Consider the following 14693-nt stretch of genomic DNA (forward strand, 5'->3'; position numbering starts at 1 on the left):
CCGTGGTCGTTCGGCGTCGCTACCAGCGGACCGGCAGCGCGTGCAGGCCGTGCAGGACACCGTCGTATTTGTAGGGCAGGCCTTCCGCGCCGACCGCGGGCGAGAGGCCCGGGATCCGCTCGAACAGGGTCCGGTACGCCAGCTCCATCTCCACCCGGACGAGGTTCTGGCCGAGGCACTGGTGCACCCCGTAGCCGAACGCGACGTGCTGGCGGGCGCTGCGCCCGGGGTCGAACAGGTGCGGGCAGGCGAACACCTCCTCGTCGTGGTTGGCCGCCGCGACCAGCGGCACGATGCCCTCGCCGGCCTTGATCAGCTGGCCGCAGATCTCCACGTCCTCCACCGCCACCCGCAGCGACACCAGGTCGGCGACCGAGTGCAGGCGCAGCAGCTCCTCGACGATCCGGTCGTCGCCGATCCACTGCGGGTTCTCCATCAGCGTGACGATGCCGAGGCCGATGTTGTTCGCCGTGGTCTCGTGCCCGGCGATCAGCAGCAGGAGCAGCACGCCGGGCAGTTCCCGCGCCTGCAGCACGCCGCCGGCGAGCAGCCGGCTGGGCAGGTCGTCGCCGGGCCACTTCGACTTGATCTCGATGAGCCGGTTGATGTAGCGCAGCAGCTCCCGGCTGGCGAGGTCGCGTTGCGCGTCGGTGGACTGCCGGATGTTGACAAGCGTCCGGGTGCGCGACTCGAAGAACTCCCGGTCCGCGGCCGGCACGCCCAGCAGCGCCGAGATCACCAGCGACGGGATCGGCAGCGCGAAGTCGTTGATCAGGTCGGCCTCGTCGCCGGCCGCCAGCAGGTCGTCGATCACCTTGTCGATGACGCCCTGGATGGCCGGGCGCATCTCCCGGATCCGGCGCACGGTGAACTCCGGGATCAGGGCCTTGCGGAACCGGTCGTGCTCGGGCGGGTCCAGGCCGACGAACCAGCCGGGGATCTGGTCCTGCCGCGGCACGCCCATCGTCTCGCCGATGTTCGGGAAACCCTCGCGGTCCGGGTTGGAGCTGATCTTCCTGCTGGTCAGGATCTCCCGTACGGCGGCGTGCCGGGTGACCAGCCAGACCGGTCTGCCGTCCGGAAGGTACGACAGGACGAGCCCGTCGCGCCGCCGGTACTCGCAGTAGCGCGGCGGCGGGAACGGCTCGCCCTCCTTGCGCAGCGGGAAGTCGACGACCAGCTGTTCCCCGGTCTCGCTCATGACGGCCTCTCGTAGAACTCGCCGACCCGGGCGACGATGATGTCGATGTCGGCGTCGGTGAGGGACGTGTGTGTGGGCAGGTAGAAGCCGTCCTCGCTGAACCTGGTCGCGTTCAGCGACGGCCAGCGCTCATCCAGATAACCGGGCTGGCGGCTCATCGCCTTGAAGAACAGCCGGGTCTCGATGCCGTGCCCGGCCAGGTGGGCCCGCAGCTCCTCGCGGCGCTCGGCGCGCAGGTCGTACATCCAGAGGACGTCGCGCGGCGGCATCAGGGTGATGCCGGGGATGTCGCGTAGACCCTCGTCGTACCGCTTCTCGATCTGCGCGCGGCGGGCCAGGATCTCGTCCAGCCGCTCGGTCTGCGCCAGCGCGACGGCGGCCTGCATGGCCGTCATCCGGTAGTTGTAGGCCAGCTTCTTGTGCAGGAAGCTGTGATCCCTCGTGAACGCCATCGCGCGCAGGTGCGCCATCTGCCCGGCCAGGCCCGGGTCGTTGGTGAGGCAGACGCCGCCCTCGCCGGAGGTGATGATCTTGTTGGCGAACAGGGAGAAGCAGGCGATGTCGCCGACCGGCCGCACCCCGTGCGCCTCGGCCGAGTCCTCCACCACGCGCAGGTTGTACTGGAACGCCAGATCCATGATCGGGTCCATGTCGCAGCGCCGGCCGTAGATGTGCACCGGCATGATCACCCTGGTCCGCGGGGTGATCGCCGCCTCGATCTTCGTGACGTCGATGTTCAGGTCGTCGCCGCAGTCCACGAAGACCGGTGTCGCGCCGGTGTAGGTGACCGCCCAGGCGGACGCGATCATCGTGAACTCGGGGACGATCACCTCGTCGCCGGGGCCGACGCCGAGGGCCCGCAGCGCGAGCGTCAGGGCGGCGGTGCCGGACGAGCAGGCCACCCCGTGCGCGACGCCGTTGTAGCCGGCGAAGGCCCGCTCGAAGCGGGCGACGAACGGGCCCTGTGAAGAGATCCAGCCGTCGCTGATGGTGCTGGTCACGTACTCCAGCTCGCGGCCGTCGAGGGACGGCATGGACACCGGGTACCGGTAGTTCATCGGGCCACCTGTGTGATCAGGTCGGCCGCGGCGCGTGCGCCGCCGGCCGCGCGCTGGCGGGCGCCGAGCTCCTCGGCGCGCCGGGTGAACGAGGGGTCGGTCAGCACCCGGGTCAACTTGTCGATCACGTCCTCCGGGTCGATGGTCATGGGCCGGTCCAGGGTCAGGCTGACGCCGGCGTCACGGCCGCGGACGGCCTGGTCGAAGCAGTCCACCCAGAGCGGCCGGACGACCAGCGGCTTGCCGAAGTAGATGCCCTCGTGGAAGCCGTTGCCGCCGCCGTGGGTGAAGAAGACCTTCACCGACGGGTGTGCCAGCACGTCCAGTTGCGACGGCAGCCAGCTCTCGATGCGCAGGTTGCCCGGCAACTCGCCGGGCGGCGGCAGCAGGTGCTGCTGCTCGGCCGGCAGCTTCCACAGCACGCTGTGGCGGCCGTCGAGCCGGCGGGCCACCTCGACCAGCGCGCCCGCCTGCTCGGCGGTGAGCCGGGTGATGGTCCCGAAACCCATGTAGACGACGGACTCCCGGGCATCCAGCCAGCGCGTCACGTCGTTGTCCGCGGAGGCCTCGGGCAGCGGCGGCAGCACCGCGCCGACCAGCTTCAGCTTCTCCGGCACCTCGAACGGGTAGTCCAGCTCCGGTATCGAGGCGCACAGGATCATCCGCGCCTCGTCCACCCGGGTCATCGGGCTCGGCGCGGTCAGCCCCAGCTCCTTGCGGATCCGGGCGTCCTCGGAGAGCACCCGGCCCATCGCCGGGTTGAAGAACATGGCGAGGGTGCGCAGCTTGAACAGCCGGTTCCGGAGCCGCTGCCCGGGCGTCATCCGCGCGGGCAGGCCGGAGTGCGGTACCGGAAAGCCCTTGGGGGTGTACGACTTTCCGAACGGGTTGTGCGCGGTGAGGATGTTGCTGGGCAGGAACGGCACGCTGAGCACGAACGGGATACCGCGGGTCAGCGCCAGATCGACGGCGAAGCCGCACAGCGACTCGATGACCATCAGCGAGGGCTGCACCTTGTCGACCACCTCGGCCAGCGCCCGGAACTTCACCGCCTGCAGATCCGGGCGGTAGGTGTGCCGGATGACCGCCCGGTGCGCCTTGAACCGGCTCCGCTGGGTGACCTCGCGGTAGACGTCGTCGTCCCACGTCACCGCGGACAGCTCGGGCGTCACCGGGCCGAGCGACGCGAACTGCACCGGCGCCGCACCGGCGATCCGCTCCACGTCGTCCCGGCGCGGCTCGTCGGTGGCGAACCAGAGGTCCGGCACGCCGCGGCGGGCCAGCTCGGACGCGAGCACCAGCATCGGGTTCAGCAGCCCGCTCTCCGGCAGGCTGACGAACAACACGGGACGCGCGTCAGGCGCGGTCGATGGCTTCACTCCATGTTGATCCCATGCCGGGCACCGGGGATTTCCTTAGACCTCGGCAAGCGACGCCTCCACTACCATCCGTGGCCCCGGCGTGACAACCCGGTGTGAGAAGAAGAGAAGCGGATACGGCTGAAAGCGCAACCATTGATAGGCTTGATCGCGGCTTCCGGGTGGCGGGAATGGTCCTTCGCTCGCCCCCGACCAGGGTCATATCTCATTGTCGGTGCAATTAACCGGTTGAGTCGACGTGGAGAAAAGGAAACGGTGACGAGGGCTCTGCCGCGCGTCTGCAATTGCGATCCCGATGCGCCCGATCTTCACGCACACCGTGCCCGGCATCTCGAGGCGGCCGGTGCGCTGCTCGCCGCGGGCGAGTCCGTACACATCGCCGCGCTCCACCTGGCCGCGGCCGGCGGCAGCGACGAGCCCTGGGCCGTGGCGGCGCTGCGCGAGGCAGCGGCCGAGTCGGTCGCCCTCGGCCGCGACGAGGAGGCCCGGGAGTTCCTCGGACTGGCCGTGCGCGCCGACCCCGGCGGCCCCGCCGAGGCGGAGCTGGCGGACGTCGAGTGGTGGCTCCGCCCGGCCGGCTCCGTGCGCGCCCTCGTCGAACTCGGCCACACCGCGGCGGCGCGCCGGTCCGGCACCGCCGTGCTGGCCCGCCGCCTCGCCTGGCACGGCCTGATCGACGAGGCCGCCACCATGCTGGCCGGCCGGCCGGAACCCGGCATCGAGGGCGCCGTGACCGACGTCTGGCTCAGCCGCCTCTACCCCGGCGCGTTCACACCGCGCGCCGCGGCGCCGCCGGTCGACACCGTCGCCGCCACCCGCCCGTGGCTGCGCGGATCCGCCACCCCCGAGGCCGTGCTGCAGGGCCTGGTCCCGAACCGCGCCGCCCTGGAGCCGTTGCAGATGGCCCTGCTCGCCCTCGACGACACGGAGACCCTCGACCCCGGCGCACCATGGTTCGCCGACCTGCTGGCCGCCGCCCGGCGCTGCGCCAGCCGGGTCCCCGAGGCGTTGCTGACCGCCGCCCGGGCCCGCGACGAGCTGCGCCGCGGCGACCTGTGCGCCGCCGAGGAGTCCGCCGAGGCCGCGCTGCGCGCCCTCACCCCGGCCGGCTGGGGCGTGCTCGTCGGGATGCCGCTCGGCACGGTCCTGGAGTCCCTGACCCAGCAGGGCCGGCACGACGAGGCCGCCGAACGGCTGCGGGGCACCGTGCCGCGCGCGCTCGGCCGCAGCCCGTACGGCCTGATCTATCTGCGCGCCCGCGGCCTGCACTACCTGGCCGTCGGCCGCGAGCGGGCCGCCCTCGGCGAGTTCCTCGCGGCCGGCGAGATCCAGGAGACCTGGGGTGTCAGCTACCCCGGGCTGTCGCCGTGGATGCTCGACGCCGCCCGGGCCCACCTGCTCCTCGGCGAGCCGGACGCCGCCCGCGCCCTGGCCGACCGCCAGCTCCGCGCGCTCGGCGACACCCGGCCGCGGATCCGTGCCGCCGCGTTGCGGGTCTACGCCGCGACCCTCGTTCCGGCCCGGCGTCCCGAGCCGCTGCGCGAGGCCGTCGGCCTGCTCGAGGCGTGCGGCGACCGGCTCGAGCTGGCCCGCTGCCTGGCCGAGCTGGGGCTGGCCTTCGAGCAGGTCAACGAGCGGCAGTACGCGCACGCGCCGCTGAACCGGGCCTGGCGCCTCGCGCACGACGCGGGCGCCGTCCTGCTGCTGCGCGAGCTGGCCGATCGCGGCCTGGACGCCCCGCCGGCCGCCCCCCGCGGCGGCCCGTGCTCGGCGAAGCTCAGCGGCGCCGAGCGTCGGGTCGCCGAGCTGGCCGCGCAGGGTTACAAGAACCGCGAGATCGCCCGCCGCCTGTTCCTCACCGCGAGCACGGTGGAGCAGCACCTGACCCGCATCTACCGCAAGCTGGACGTGCAGCGCCGCAGCGCCCTGCCCGACGTGCCCGGCCTGATCCCGGCGGCCGAGGCACCGCGGCCGCGCCGCCCCCGCCCGCGCTCCATCCGCACCGAGCCGACACAGTGACCGGCCCCGGGGCGGATCACTGGATCGTCAGCCGGACCGGAAGGTGGTCGGAGCCGAGGTTCGGGCCGACCTCGGCGCCCGTCGCCGTGACGCCGGCGCCGAGCAGCACGTGGTCGAGCTGCGCGACCGGCCGCTGCGCCGGCCAGGTACGCCCGCGCACCGCCGGCCGGTAGCCGCGGGCAAGGTAGACCGTCGGCCGGCACATGTTCAGGTCCCCGGCGATCAGCGTGGGCACCCGCGACGAGCGCAGGCCCGCGAGCAGGCGCCGCAGCTGTGCCGGCCCGTGCAGCAGCCGGTGGGTCAGGTGCACGTTGACCACGCGCAGGCCGGGGAGTTCGATCACCTGCGCCGAGCGGGCGCCGACCACGTCCCCGGGCGCCGCACCGAGTCCGATGACGGTGGTGCCGACCCAGGGGACGCGGCTCATCACCGCCAGGCCCCACGCGCCGACCTCGTCGGGCGCGGCGCCGTCGACGACGTCCAGGTCGGCGAGCGGCGAGTCCGGCACCATGTCCAGCTCGGTGAAGCAGGGATACCCGCAGTCGGCCGCGGCGGAGGCGGCGAGGCTCTCGCCGCCGCGCGCTCGCCAGTTCTCCTGCACGACGATGACGTCGGCGTCCAGCGCGGCGACGGCCGCCTTGACCGAGTACGGCGCGCCGCGGTGATCCAGCCCGCAGTGCAGATTGAGGCTGGCGAGACTGAGAACCATGGCCGCCTTCCGATCGGTCTGTGATCTTACGTCAGGTATAGCCGGGCGAACTCTAGGAAATCCCCTGATCGGCTGAGCGCAGGCTGGGATTAGAGGACCGGTCGGCGAAGGGCGTGTTGTGGGTTTGCTCCGACTCCTGCGCGCCCGTCTCAAGACCTACCGCGGCGCCCTGCTGCTGCTCGTCCTGTTGCAGGTCGCGCAGACCGCCGCCCTGCTGGCGCTGCCGGCGCTGAGCGCCGACGTGATCGACAACGGGGTCATGGCCGGCGACCGGGACCGCATCGTGTCCACCGGCCTGATCATGGTGGCGACCGCGGTGCTGCAGGCCGCGCTCAGCGTCGTCGCCGTGTGGCGGGGCACGCGGATCGCCACCGCGGTGGGCGGCGACCTGCGGGCGGCGGTGTTCCGCCGCACCCACGACCTGTCCGTACACCAGGCGGCCCGGTTCGGCACCTCCTCGCTGGTCACCCGGACGGTCAACGACGTGCAGCAGGTGCAGGAGCTGATCCTGACCACCCTGAACGTCGCGCTCGCCGCACCGTTCGTCTGCGCCGGCGCCATGCTGCTGGCGATGCGCTCCGACACGCCGCTGGCCTGGCTGATCACGCTGATCGTGCCGGCAGTGTCGATCACCGCGACGATCATCCTGGCCCGGATGAGCCCGCTGTACGCCAGGATGCAGGCCGGCCTGGACGGCGTCGGGCAGGTGCTGCGCGAGCAGATCACCGGCGTGCGGGTGGTCCGGGCCTTCGTCCGCGACGCGCACGAGCGGCGGCGGTTCGCCCTGCACAACGCCGGGTTGCTCGACGTGGCGCTGCGCGTCGGCCGGCTCACCGCGGCGATGTTCCCGGCCGTGCTGCTCGTGATGAACCTGTTCACCGTGGCCCTGCTCTACGCGGGCGCCGTCCGCATCGACGACGGCCGGGTGGGTGCCGGCACCCTGAACGCCTTCCTCGGCTACCAGGCGCTGATCCTGATGGCCACCGTCGCCGCGATGCTTGTCTTCCTCAACGTGCCCCGCGCCGGCGCCTCCGCCCGCCGGATCCTCGAGGTGCTGGACTGCGAGCCGGGCGTGTCACCGCCGGCCGAGTCGCGCCCGGCCGGGGACGCCCCGCTGCTGGAGATCCGCTCCGCGCGCTTCGGCTACCCGGGCGCGGAGCGCCCGATCCTGGACGGGATTGACCTGGTGGCCGGCCCGGGCGAGACGGTCGCCGTGGTCGGCAGCACGGGCGCCGGCAAGACGACACTGCTGAACCTGGCCGTACGCCTGCTCGACGTCACCGCCGGCGCGATCCGGGTGAACGGCGTCGACGTGCGCGAACTGAGCCCCGGCGCGCTGAGCCGTCTCGTCGGCCTGGTGCCGCAGACGCCGTACCTGTTCTCCGGCACGGTCGCCACCAACCTGCGCTTCGGCAACCCGGCCGCCACCGACGCCGAGCTGTGGCGGGCGCTGGAGGTGGCGCAGGCCCGGGAGTTCGTCGAGGCGATGCCGGGCGGCCTGCACGCGCCGCTGTCGCAGGGCGGCACGAACGTCTCCGGCGGCCAGCGGCAACGCCTGGCCATCGCCCGCACCGTGGCGCGCCGCCCGCGGATCTACCTGTTCGACGACTGCTTCTCCGCGCTCGACGCGACCACCGACGCCGCGGTCCGCTCCGCGCTGCGCGCGTGGACGGCCGGCGCGATCGTGCTGACGGTGGCGCAGCGGATCAGCGCCGTCCGGCATGCGCACCGCATCCTGGTGCTGGACCGCGGCCGCCTGGTCGGCGCCGGCACCCACGACGAGCTGCTGGCGCGCAACGACACGTACCGGGAGATCGCCGCCTCTCAGCTCGAGCCGCAGGCCGCGCGGTGACGGCCGCCGGGACCGCACCCGGCGGCCGGCACCGGGCGCCGCCGACCGGCGTCGCGCAGGTGTTCGGGCTGCTGGCCCCGTACCGTGGCCGGATCGTCGCGATGGTGTCCCTCGGCGTGACCGGGGTGCTCCTGAACGCCGCCGGGCCGCTGCTACTCGGCCGGGTCACCGACCTGATCTTCGCCGGCGCGGTGAGCCGCGGCATGGACTTCGCGGCGATCGGCCGCCTGCTGGCGCTCGCCGTGATCCTGTACGTTGCCGCGTCCGCGGCCAAGCTCGCGCAGGACCGGATGGCCGCCCGCGTGGTACAGCTGGCCGTGGCCGGGCTGCGCGAACGCGTACAGGACAAGCTGGCCCGGCTGCCGCTCGCTTACTTCGACCGCAACCCGCGCGGCGAACTGATCAGCCGGGTCACCAACGACGCGGACAACGTGCAGCGGACCCTGCAGCAGGCGCTGAGCCAGCTGGTCACCGCGCCGTTCGCGGTGCTGGTCGTCTCGGTGCTGATGTTCGTCGTCTCCCCGCTGCTCGCCGTCGTCGTGCTGGCCGGCGTGCCGGTCTCCGGCCTGATCGTGTCCCGGCTGGTGATGCGGTCGCAGCCCATGTTCGGCCGGCAGTGGGCGGCCACCGGCGTGCTGACGGCGCACGTCGAGGAGGCGTACAGCGGGCACTCACTGATCAAGGTTCTCGACCGGCGCGCGGACGCCGAGCAGGCCTTCGACGCGGAAAACGAGGTGCTGCGCGAGGTGAGCTTCCGGGCGAACCTCATCTCCGCGGCGATCGAGCCGGCGATGATGTTCGTCAGCAACCTCAACTACGTCGCGATCACCGCCGTCGGGGCGCTCCGGGTCGCGACCGGCAGCCTGTCACTCGGCGACGTGCAGGCGTTCGTGCAGTACTCCGGCCAGTTCGGCCAGCCGCTCGGCCAGCTCGCCAACGCCTCCGGCCAGCTGCAGTCCGGTGTCGCGTCCGCCGGGCGCATCTTCGAGCTGCTCCGCGCCGGCGAGCAGGAGCCGGAACCCGCCGACCCGGTGCGCCTGGCCCGCGCGCGGGGCCGCATCGAGTTCCGGGACGTCTCCTTCCGGTACGTGCCGGAGCGGCGGCTGATCGAGAACCTGTCCCTGGTCGTCGAGCCGGGCAGCACCGTCGCCGTGGTCGGCCCGACGGGCGCCGGCAAGAGCACGCTGGGCAACCTGCTGATGCGTTTCTACGATGTGGACGGTGGCCGGATCCTGCTCGACGGTACCGACATCACCGCGATGACCCGGGAGGACCTGCGCTCGTGCACCGGCATGGTGCTGCAGGACGCCTGGTTGTTCGCCGGCACGATCGCCGACAACATCGCGTACGGCCGGGAGGGCGCCACCCGCGGGGACGTGATCGGCGCGGCGCGGGCCACCGGCCTGGATCCCTTCGTCCGCACCCTGCCGGGGGGCTACGACACGATTCTCGACGAGGACGCGTCCGGCATCAGCGCCGGCGAGCGGCAGCTGATCACGCTCGCCCGCGCGTTCCTCGCCGACCCGGTCCTGCTGCTGCTCGACGAGGCGACCAGCCTGGTCGACACCCGCACCGAGCAGCTGGTCCAGCGGGGCATGGCCGCGCTGCGCGCCGGACGGACCACCTTCGTCATCGCGCACCGCCTGTCCACCATCCGGCACGCGGACGTGATCATCGTGATGCGGGACGGCCGGATCGCCGAGCAGGGCGGACACGACGAGCTGATCCGCGCCGGCGGCGCGTACGCGAACCTGGTCCGGTCGCAGCACCCCACCCCGTAGTGCGCGCGTTCAGTGCGGGAAGACGCGGGGGATGTCCGAGCTCGGAGAACGACAGGTTGGCCAGGTGAACCTGCACGCCGCGGCGCCACAACGCCAAGGCCAGCGGCAGACCGGCGTAGATGTCGAAACCGCCGCCCGCGCCGGCGATCAGCACGCTGCGGGCCGACGCCAGCGCGGCGAACAGCGGCGGCGTGTCCAGAGAGAACGACTCGGACTCCGCGGGCATCTCCGCAGGGTTCGGCACCGCCCCATGATCAACCATCTCAGCAACCACCCGCGGGCCGGGTGGCGGAATCCTCGGTAGTTCGTTCACTGCGGCAGTTCGCGCACCACCTTGGTGCGGGCCTCGCAGTCGGCCGGGCAGTCGTCGTGGTAGTTCGCGGACCGTTGCGCGCCCACGATGAGACTCACCCACTCCATCCGGCCCGCGCCCTTGAGCCGGCACGCCTCGGCCTCCAGTTCGGCGAAGCGCCGCTGCTCGGCGAGCAGCCAGCCGAGCGAGCGGCGGGAGCCGCCCGATTCCTGGATCGCCGCGGTCGCCTCCGCCAGGCGGCCCGCCGACGCCAGGGCCCGGATCAGCCGGTAGCGCACGTGCTCCTCGCCGGCGGCGACGGCGTCCCGGTAGGCGGCCACCGCCTCGTCCAGGCGGCCGAACCTCTCGAACAGCGCGCCCAGCGGCCATCGGGCGACGCCCGCCGCGTCGATCGCCCGCCGGTAGGCACCGATCGCGTCGTCCGGCCGGTCCGCCCGCGCGTACATCTTGGCCAGGTCTCGGCCCGCGGCCGCGTCGCCGCCCGCGATCATCGCGCGGTACTCGGCGATCGCCTCGTCCACCCGGCCCGCCCTGCCGAGCAGCCTGGCAAGCTCGGACCAGGCGTGCGGCTCGCCCGCCTCCATCGCGGCCCGCCACCCGGCGAGGGCCTCCCCGGTGCGCCCGGACTCCGCCAGCAGGGCCGCGAGGCCGCCGTGCGCCCCCGGCAGGCCGGCCGAGACGGCCGCGCGCCAGTGCGTCTCGGCCTCCTCGACGCGGCCCTGCTCCACCAGCAGCGCGGTCAGGTTGTACAGGTCGCCGTCGTCGCCGTCGCGCGCCAGGCCCTCGAGCACAGTGATCGCCTCGTCCACCCGGCCCCGTTCGATCAGCCAGTCGGCACGGTCCTCCGGATTCAACGGCTCGATGATCATCGAGCCACCCTAAGGCCTGCCGTTGCCAGAGCGCCGGCGTGATCGACCCGCGAAGTGGCACATCGCCCGTGACCTGGGCAGAGTTCCCCGCGTTCCTGCCGATCGCCGGGCGTTGCAGGCGTGGACCACCTGACGAGGCGGTGGGCCGTCGGCCCACCGCCTCGTCTTTCTTCTGTCTAGGTCCTACCCGACCGCGTACGCCCGCAGCACCGTCACCGCGGCGGTGTTGCCCGCGGCGTCGGTGGCATCGGCGCGCAGCGACACGAACCCGGTTCCGGCGGGATTGGTCACCTGGACCGTCCGCCGGTCGCCGGTTCCGCGCACCTTGGCCGGCCGCCACGTGTGCCCGTCGTCGGTCGAGAACTCGACGGTCAGCGTGCGGTTGGGCCGGGCCGCCGAACCGGCCGTCCGCTCGACGGTGACGGGGATGAAAGCGGGACCGGCCGGTGCCACGTTCCTGCCGTCCACGCGCGGGCTGAACCGGACCGTGGACAACGGCAGGCGGACCGGGTCAGCTCCGGCCGCCGCCGAACGGAACGTCCACGCGGCACTGACCGATGTAGACAGCCGGAACGGTGCGCCGCGGGTGGCGGACTGTTCCAGCCGGTACCGCGCGTTCCCCGGCGGCACCTCGAACTCGGCGTAGCCGGACGGTTCCTCGCCGATCAGCCTGCCGCCGGCGTAGAGCGCGGTCCGCGCGGTCTCGGTGCGCGCGTCGCCCCAGTGCCCGGAGCCGTCGCCGAACAGCGGAACGCCGGCCACGATCTGATTCTCGATCCGAGCCGCGAAGTCGACGTCACCGGCGGCCGAGGGTGCGAACACCGCGCGGTTCCAGCTTGCCCGGTAGGTCCTGCCCGCCTGGTACCGCTTGCTGGGCGCGAAGGCGATGCTGATCAGGTCGGGGTAGCTCTCCGGATCGCTCCGCAGCTCCTGGTCGAACTCGCCCGACCAGGCGAGCCCGCCCTCGGTGTTCAGCCACTCGGTGCGCTCCGACGGCAGCCGGAACGGGATGCCGACGGCCCATCCGCCGATGCGCGGCCCCAGGTCGGGCCAGTTGAACTTGACGGGGGTGACGCCCTCGGCCTCGGCCGCGAATCCGGACCTCACCGTCGCCAGCTCGCCCGCCCGGACGCGCTTGGTGAAGCCGGTGTAGAAGGCGCCCTTCCTCAGGTACGCGAGGCTGTAGGTGAAGGGCGTGTCCTGGAACGTATCTCCCGTCTCGTCGAGCTTCGCGAAGGACGCGTTGACCGATCCGTAGAAGCCCGCCTGCCTGGCGCGGGGGCCGACCTGTCCCACGAAGATGTCGTCGCCGCGCTCGGACAGCGCGGAGACGCCGACCCCGAAATCGTCGTTGACCCAGTCGGCGTTGATCGCGACCAGGGCCGGCGTGGCGTCCCTGCGGGGCACGGTGATCTTCACCGGCTTGCCGCGGCGGGCGTCCAGCCGCACGGTCGCCGGGCCGTCGACGACGAGCTTCGACTGGACCAGCATCGTCACGTCCTGCTCACCGTAGATCCAGGTGAACAGGCCGTATTCGCCCTTGGGCACCCGCACCCTGTCGGTCGCCTCGGAGCTGAAGACGTCGTAGAACGCGAGCGTGTCCAGCCGGTTCAGCGACGTGACGTGCTCGGCCGTCCGCCCGTCCCGGCCGGCGTGCGCCAGCGTGATGTCGTAGCTCTCCACCTCGCGGTTCACCGCGACCGGGGTCTCCACCCGGACGTCGCCGGGTCCGGTCGCGACCAGCCGCCCGGTCTTGAAGCCGTCGGTGCCGTCCCCGCTGGTGTCCGCCGTGACCGTGGTCGTGGCGGTGCCGCCGGCCGGCACGGTGACGCTGGTCGCCGCCAGCGAGAACGTGCCGGGGTCGCCGGTCAGCGCCAACGACAGGGTGATCGGCCCGGCGCCACCGTTGCGGTAGGTGACGGTCCTGGTGACCGGCACGTCGTCCTGGTGCGGCCACTCCTGCCGGCCGAAGCTGATGCTGCCCTCGTCGACGGCCACCGCCTGGCGCACCACGCGGGCCACGTCGACGCGCCCCGCGCCCTGGCCGAAGACGTCGACGCCCTCGGTCGGTCGCGCGGCGCCCATCAGCAGGGTCTTGCGCTGCTTGGCGGACCAGCCCGGGTGCTGCTGCGTGACGATCGCCGCCGCGCCGGCGACGTGCGGGGTGGCCATCGAGGTGCCGGAGAGGCTCACGTAGCCCTCCCCGGCCGGGGAGCCGATCTGGCCGTTCGCGGCCGCGGCCGCGACGATGTCGACGCCCGGCGCGGTGATGTCCGGCTTGATCGCGTCGTCGCCGACCCGGGGGCCGCGACTGGAGAAGTCGGCCAGCTGGTTCTCGTCGTCCACCGCACCGACGGTGAGCGCCGAGTCGGCGCTGCCCGGCGAGCCGACCGTCGCGGTATCGCCGGAGTTGCCGGCCGCGATCACGAAGAGGGACCCGTGCGCCGCGCTGAGGTCGTCGACGGCCTGCTCGAGCGGGTCGATGCTGGGCGAGTCACCACCGCCAAGGCTGATGTTGATCACGGGTGCGGCCTGCGCCGCCCACTGCATGCCCGCCAGGATCGCCGACTCCTCGCAGAACTCGGTCTCGCACACCTTGCCGATGGCCAGCTTCGCACCGGGCGCCACGCCCTTGTACCTGCCGCCGGACTTCGCGCCGCTGCCGGCGATGATCGAGGCGACGTGCGTGCCGTGGCCGACGACGTCGTCGGCGTTGGCGTCGGTGGTGAAGTTCTCGTTCGCCACGATCTTCCCGGCGAAGTCCGGGTGGGTGGCGTCGATGCCGGAGTCGAGGATCGCCACCGTCACGCCGGTGCCGTCGAGACCCGCCTGCCAGGCCGCCGGCGCGCCGATCTGCGGCACGCTGACGTCCAGGTCGAGCTTGCGCTTGCCGTCCAGGTAGATCCGCTCGACGCCCGGGCGAAGGGCGCGGGCCGCGGCCGTACCCGTGGTCAGGGAGCTCCAGAGCCCGGCCCGCGCGGTGCGCTGCGCGCGCACCGCGAGCGCGCCGACCCCGCTCAGATCGCGGACTACGCGGGCCGTCGCGCCGGTCGCCGCCCTGGCGCCCGCCGGTCCCTTGCGGCTTCCTGACCTGGGGTACGCGAGCAGCAGCGGCAACTCGGCCTCGCCGGTGTAGCCGAAGTCGCGCAGCGCGGTCAGGTCGAACAGCCGCTGGTCGATCCGGCCGCCCTGTACCAGCGGCAGCGCGTCCACCGGGATCACGTAGTGGTGGCCGCCGGCCCGGCGGCTGACGAACCGCGTTCCCGCCCGTCCCGGCGCGCGTTCGACGCTGGTCTGGCCGTCCGGCGCGACGATCACGCGGTCACCGGTGATCAGGGTGATGCTGCTGGACTTCCCGGCGACCCGGCCGGGCGGTGCTTGCGGACCGGGTGCCGCGGACGCCGCGGCGGGCGCGACCGCGGTGAGCGCGGCGGCCGTCCCCACGGCGAGCAGGGCGGTGTGCAGTCTTCTCAGGCGCATGGAGGGCCTCCCGTCAGCCGGGTCACGCGGCC

At 72.9% G+C, this 14693-nt stretch carries 10 protein-coding genes; 4 read left to right on the top strand and 6 right to left on the bottom strand.

All coding sequences use genetic code 11. The annotated features are described in order from the left end of the window. Positions 1-19: 19 nt before the first annotated feature. From AB0B58_RS18485 to AB0B58_RS18495, 3 genes are read right to left on the bottom strand one after another with little or no spacing between them, the layout of a single operon-like run. A complete protein-coding gene (locus tag AB0B58_RS18485) occupies positions 20-1201 on the bottom strand; it encodes a cytochrome P450 (RefSeq protein WP_360224825.1) in 1182 nt (393 codons plus the stop codon). After that, a complete protein-coding gene (locus AB0B58_RS18490) occupies positions 1198-2259 on the bottom strand; it encodes a DegT/DnrJ/EryC1/StrS family aminotransferase (RefSeq protein ID WP_360224827.1) in 1062 nt (353 codons plus the stop codon). The genes AB0B58_RS18485 and AB0B58_RS18490 overlap by 4 nt, the downstream gene beginning before the upstream one ends. After that, on the bottom strand, positions 2256-3605 hold the full coding sequence (locus AB0B58_RS18495; RefSeq protein ID WP_360224829.1) for a glycosyltransferase: 1350 nt from the start codon (positions 3603-3605) through the stop codon (positions 2256-2258). Before AB0B58_RS18495 ends, AB0B58_RS18490 begins: the two co-directional genes overlap by 4 nt. Positions 3606-3893: 288 nt before the next feature. Here AB0B58_RS18495 and AB0B58_RS18500 point away from each other — a divergent pair, with 288 nt between their 5' ends. Then, the gene (locus AB0B58_RS18500; RefSeq protein WP_360224831.1) at positions 3894-5657 is read left to right on the top strand and encodes a LuxR C-terminal-related transcriptional regulator; all 1764 of its coding nucleotides are present in this window, start codon (positions 3894-3896) and stop codon (positions 5655-5657) included. Positions 5658-5673: 16 nt separating this feature from the next. Here AB0B58_RS18500 and AB0B58_RS18505 read toward each other — a convergent pair whose 3' ends face one another. Continuing rightward, positions 5674-6366, bottom strand: coding sequence for an endonuclease/exonuclease/phosphatase family protein (locus AB0B58_RS18505; RefSeq protein ID WP_360224833.1), 693 nt, complete (start codon positions 6364-6366; stop codon positions 5674-5676). Positions 6367-6484: 118 nt separating this feature from the next. On the opposite strand from AB0B58_RS18505, the gene AB0B58_RS18510 reads away from it, so the two are divergent. From AB0B58_RS18510 to AB0B58_RS18520, 3 genes are all read left to right on the top strand, one after another. Next, positions 6485-8218: an ABC transporter ATP-binding protein gene (locus AB0B58_RS18510; protein WP_360224835.1), complete on the top strand. Its 1734-nt coding sequence runs from the start codon at positions 6485-6487 to the stop codon at positions 8216-8218. Between the two features lie 92 nt (positions 8219-8310). Beyond that, positions 8311-9999 carry an ABC transporter ATP-binding protein gene (locus AB0B58_RS18515; protein WP_360225310.1) on the top strand — a complete coding sequence of 563 codons (1689 nt, stop codon included), beginning with the start codon at positions 8311-8313 and terminating at the stop codon, positions 9997-9999. A 119-nt stretch (positions 10000-10118) separates the two neighbouring features. Continuing rightward, positions 10119-10253, top strand: coding sequence for a hypothetical protein (locus AB0B58_RS18520; RefSeq protein WP_360224837.1), 135 nt, complete (start codon positions 10119-10121; stop codon positions 10251-10253). A 55-nt stretch (positions 10254-10308) separates the two neighbouring features. Here AB0B58_RS18520 and AB0B58_RS18525 read toward each other — a convergent pair whose 3' ends face one another. Together AB0B58_RS18525 and AB0B58_RS18530 are read right to left on the bottom strand one after the other, a co-directional pair. Beyond that, a complete protein-coding gene (locus AB0B58_RS18525; RefSeq protein WP_360224839.1) occupies positions 10309-11181 on the bottom strand; it encodes a tetratricopeptide repeat protein in 873 nt (290 codons plus the stop codon). Between the two features lie 183 nt (positions 11182-11364). Next, positions 11365-14661, bottom strand: coding sequence for a S8 family serine peptidase (locus tag AB0B58_RS18530; RefSeq protein WP_360224841.1), 3297 nt, complete (start codon positions 14659-14661; stop codon positions 11365-11367). Positions 14662-14693: the final 32 nt, after the last annotated feature.

Source organism: Actinoplanes sp. NPDC049118, from assembly GCF_040648555.1.
Taxonomy (GTDB): domain Bacteria; phylum Actinomycetota; class Actinomycetes; order Mycobacteriales; family Micromonosporaceae; genus Actinoplanes.

Coding starts and splice junctions, on each gene's coding strand:
- AB0B58_RS18530 (WP_360224841.1), bottom strand. CDS start 14,661: ATGCGCCTGAGAAGACTGCACACCGCCCTGCTCGCCGTGGGGACGGCC.
- AB0B58_RS18505 (WP_360224833.1), bottom strand. CDS start 6,366: ATGGTTCTCAGTCTCGCCAGCCTCAATCTGCACTGCGGGCTGGATCAC.
- AB0B58_RS18525 (WP_360224839.1), bottom strand. CDS start 11,181: ATGATCATCGAGCCGTTGAATCCGGAGGACCGTGCCGACTGGCTGATC.
- AB0B58_RS18520 (WP_360224837.1), top strand. CDS start 10,119: ATGTCGAAACCGCCGCCCGCGCCGGCGATCAGCACGCTGCGGGCCGAC.
- AB0B58_RS18490 (WP_360224827.1), bottom strand. CDS start 2,259: ATGAACTACCGGTACCCGGTGTCCATGCCGTCCCTCGACGGCCGCGAG.
- AB0B58_RS18485 (WP_360224825.1), bottom strand. CDS start 1,201: ATGAGCGAGACCGGGGAACAGCTGGTCGTCGACTTCCCGCTGCGCAAG.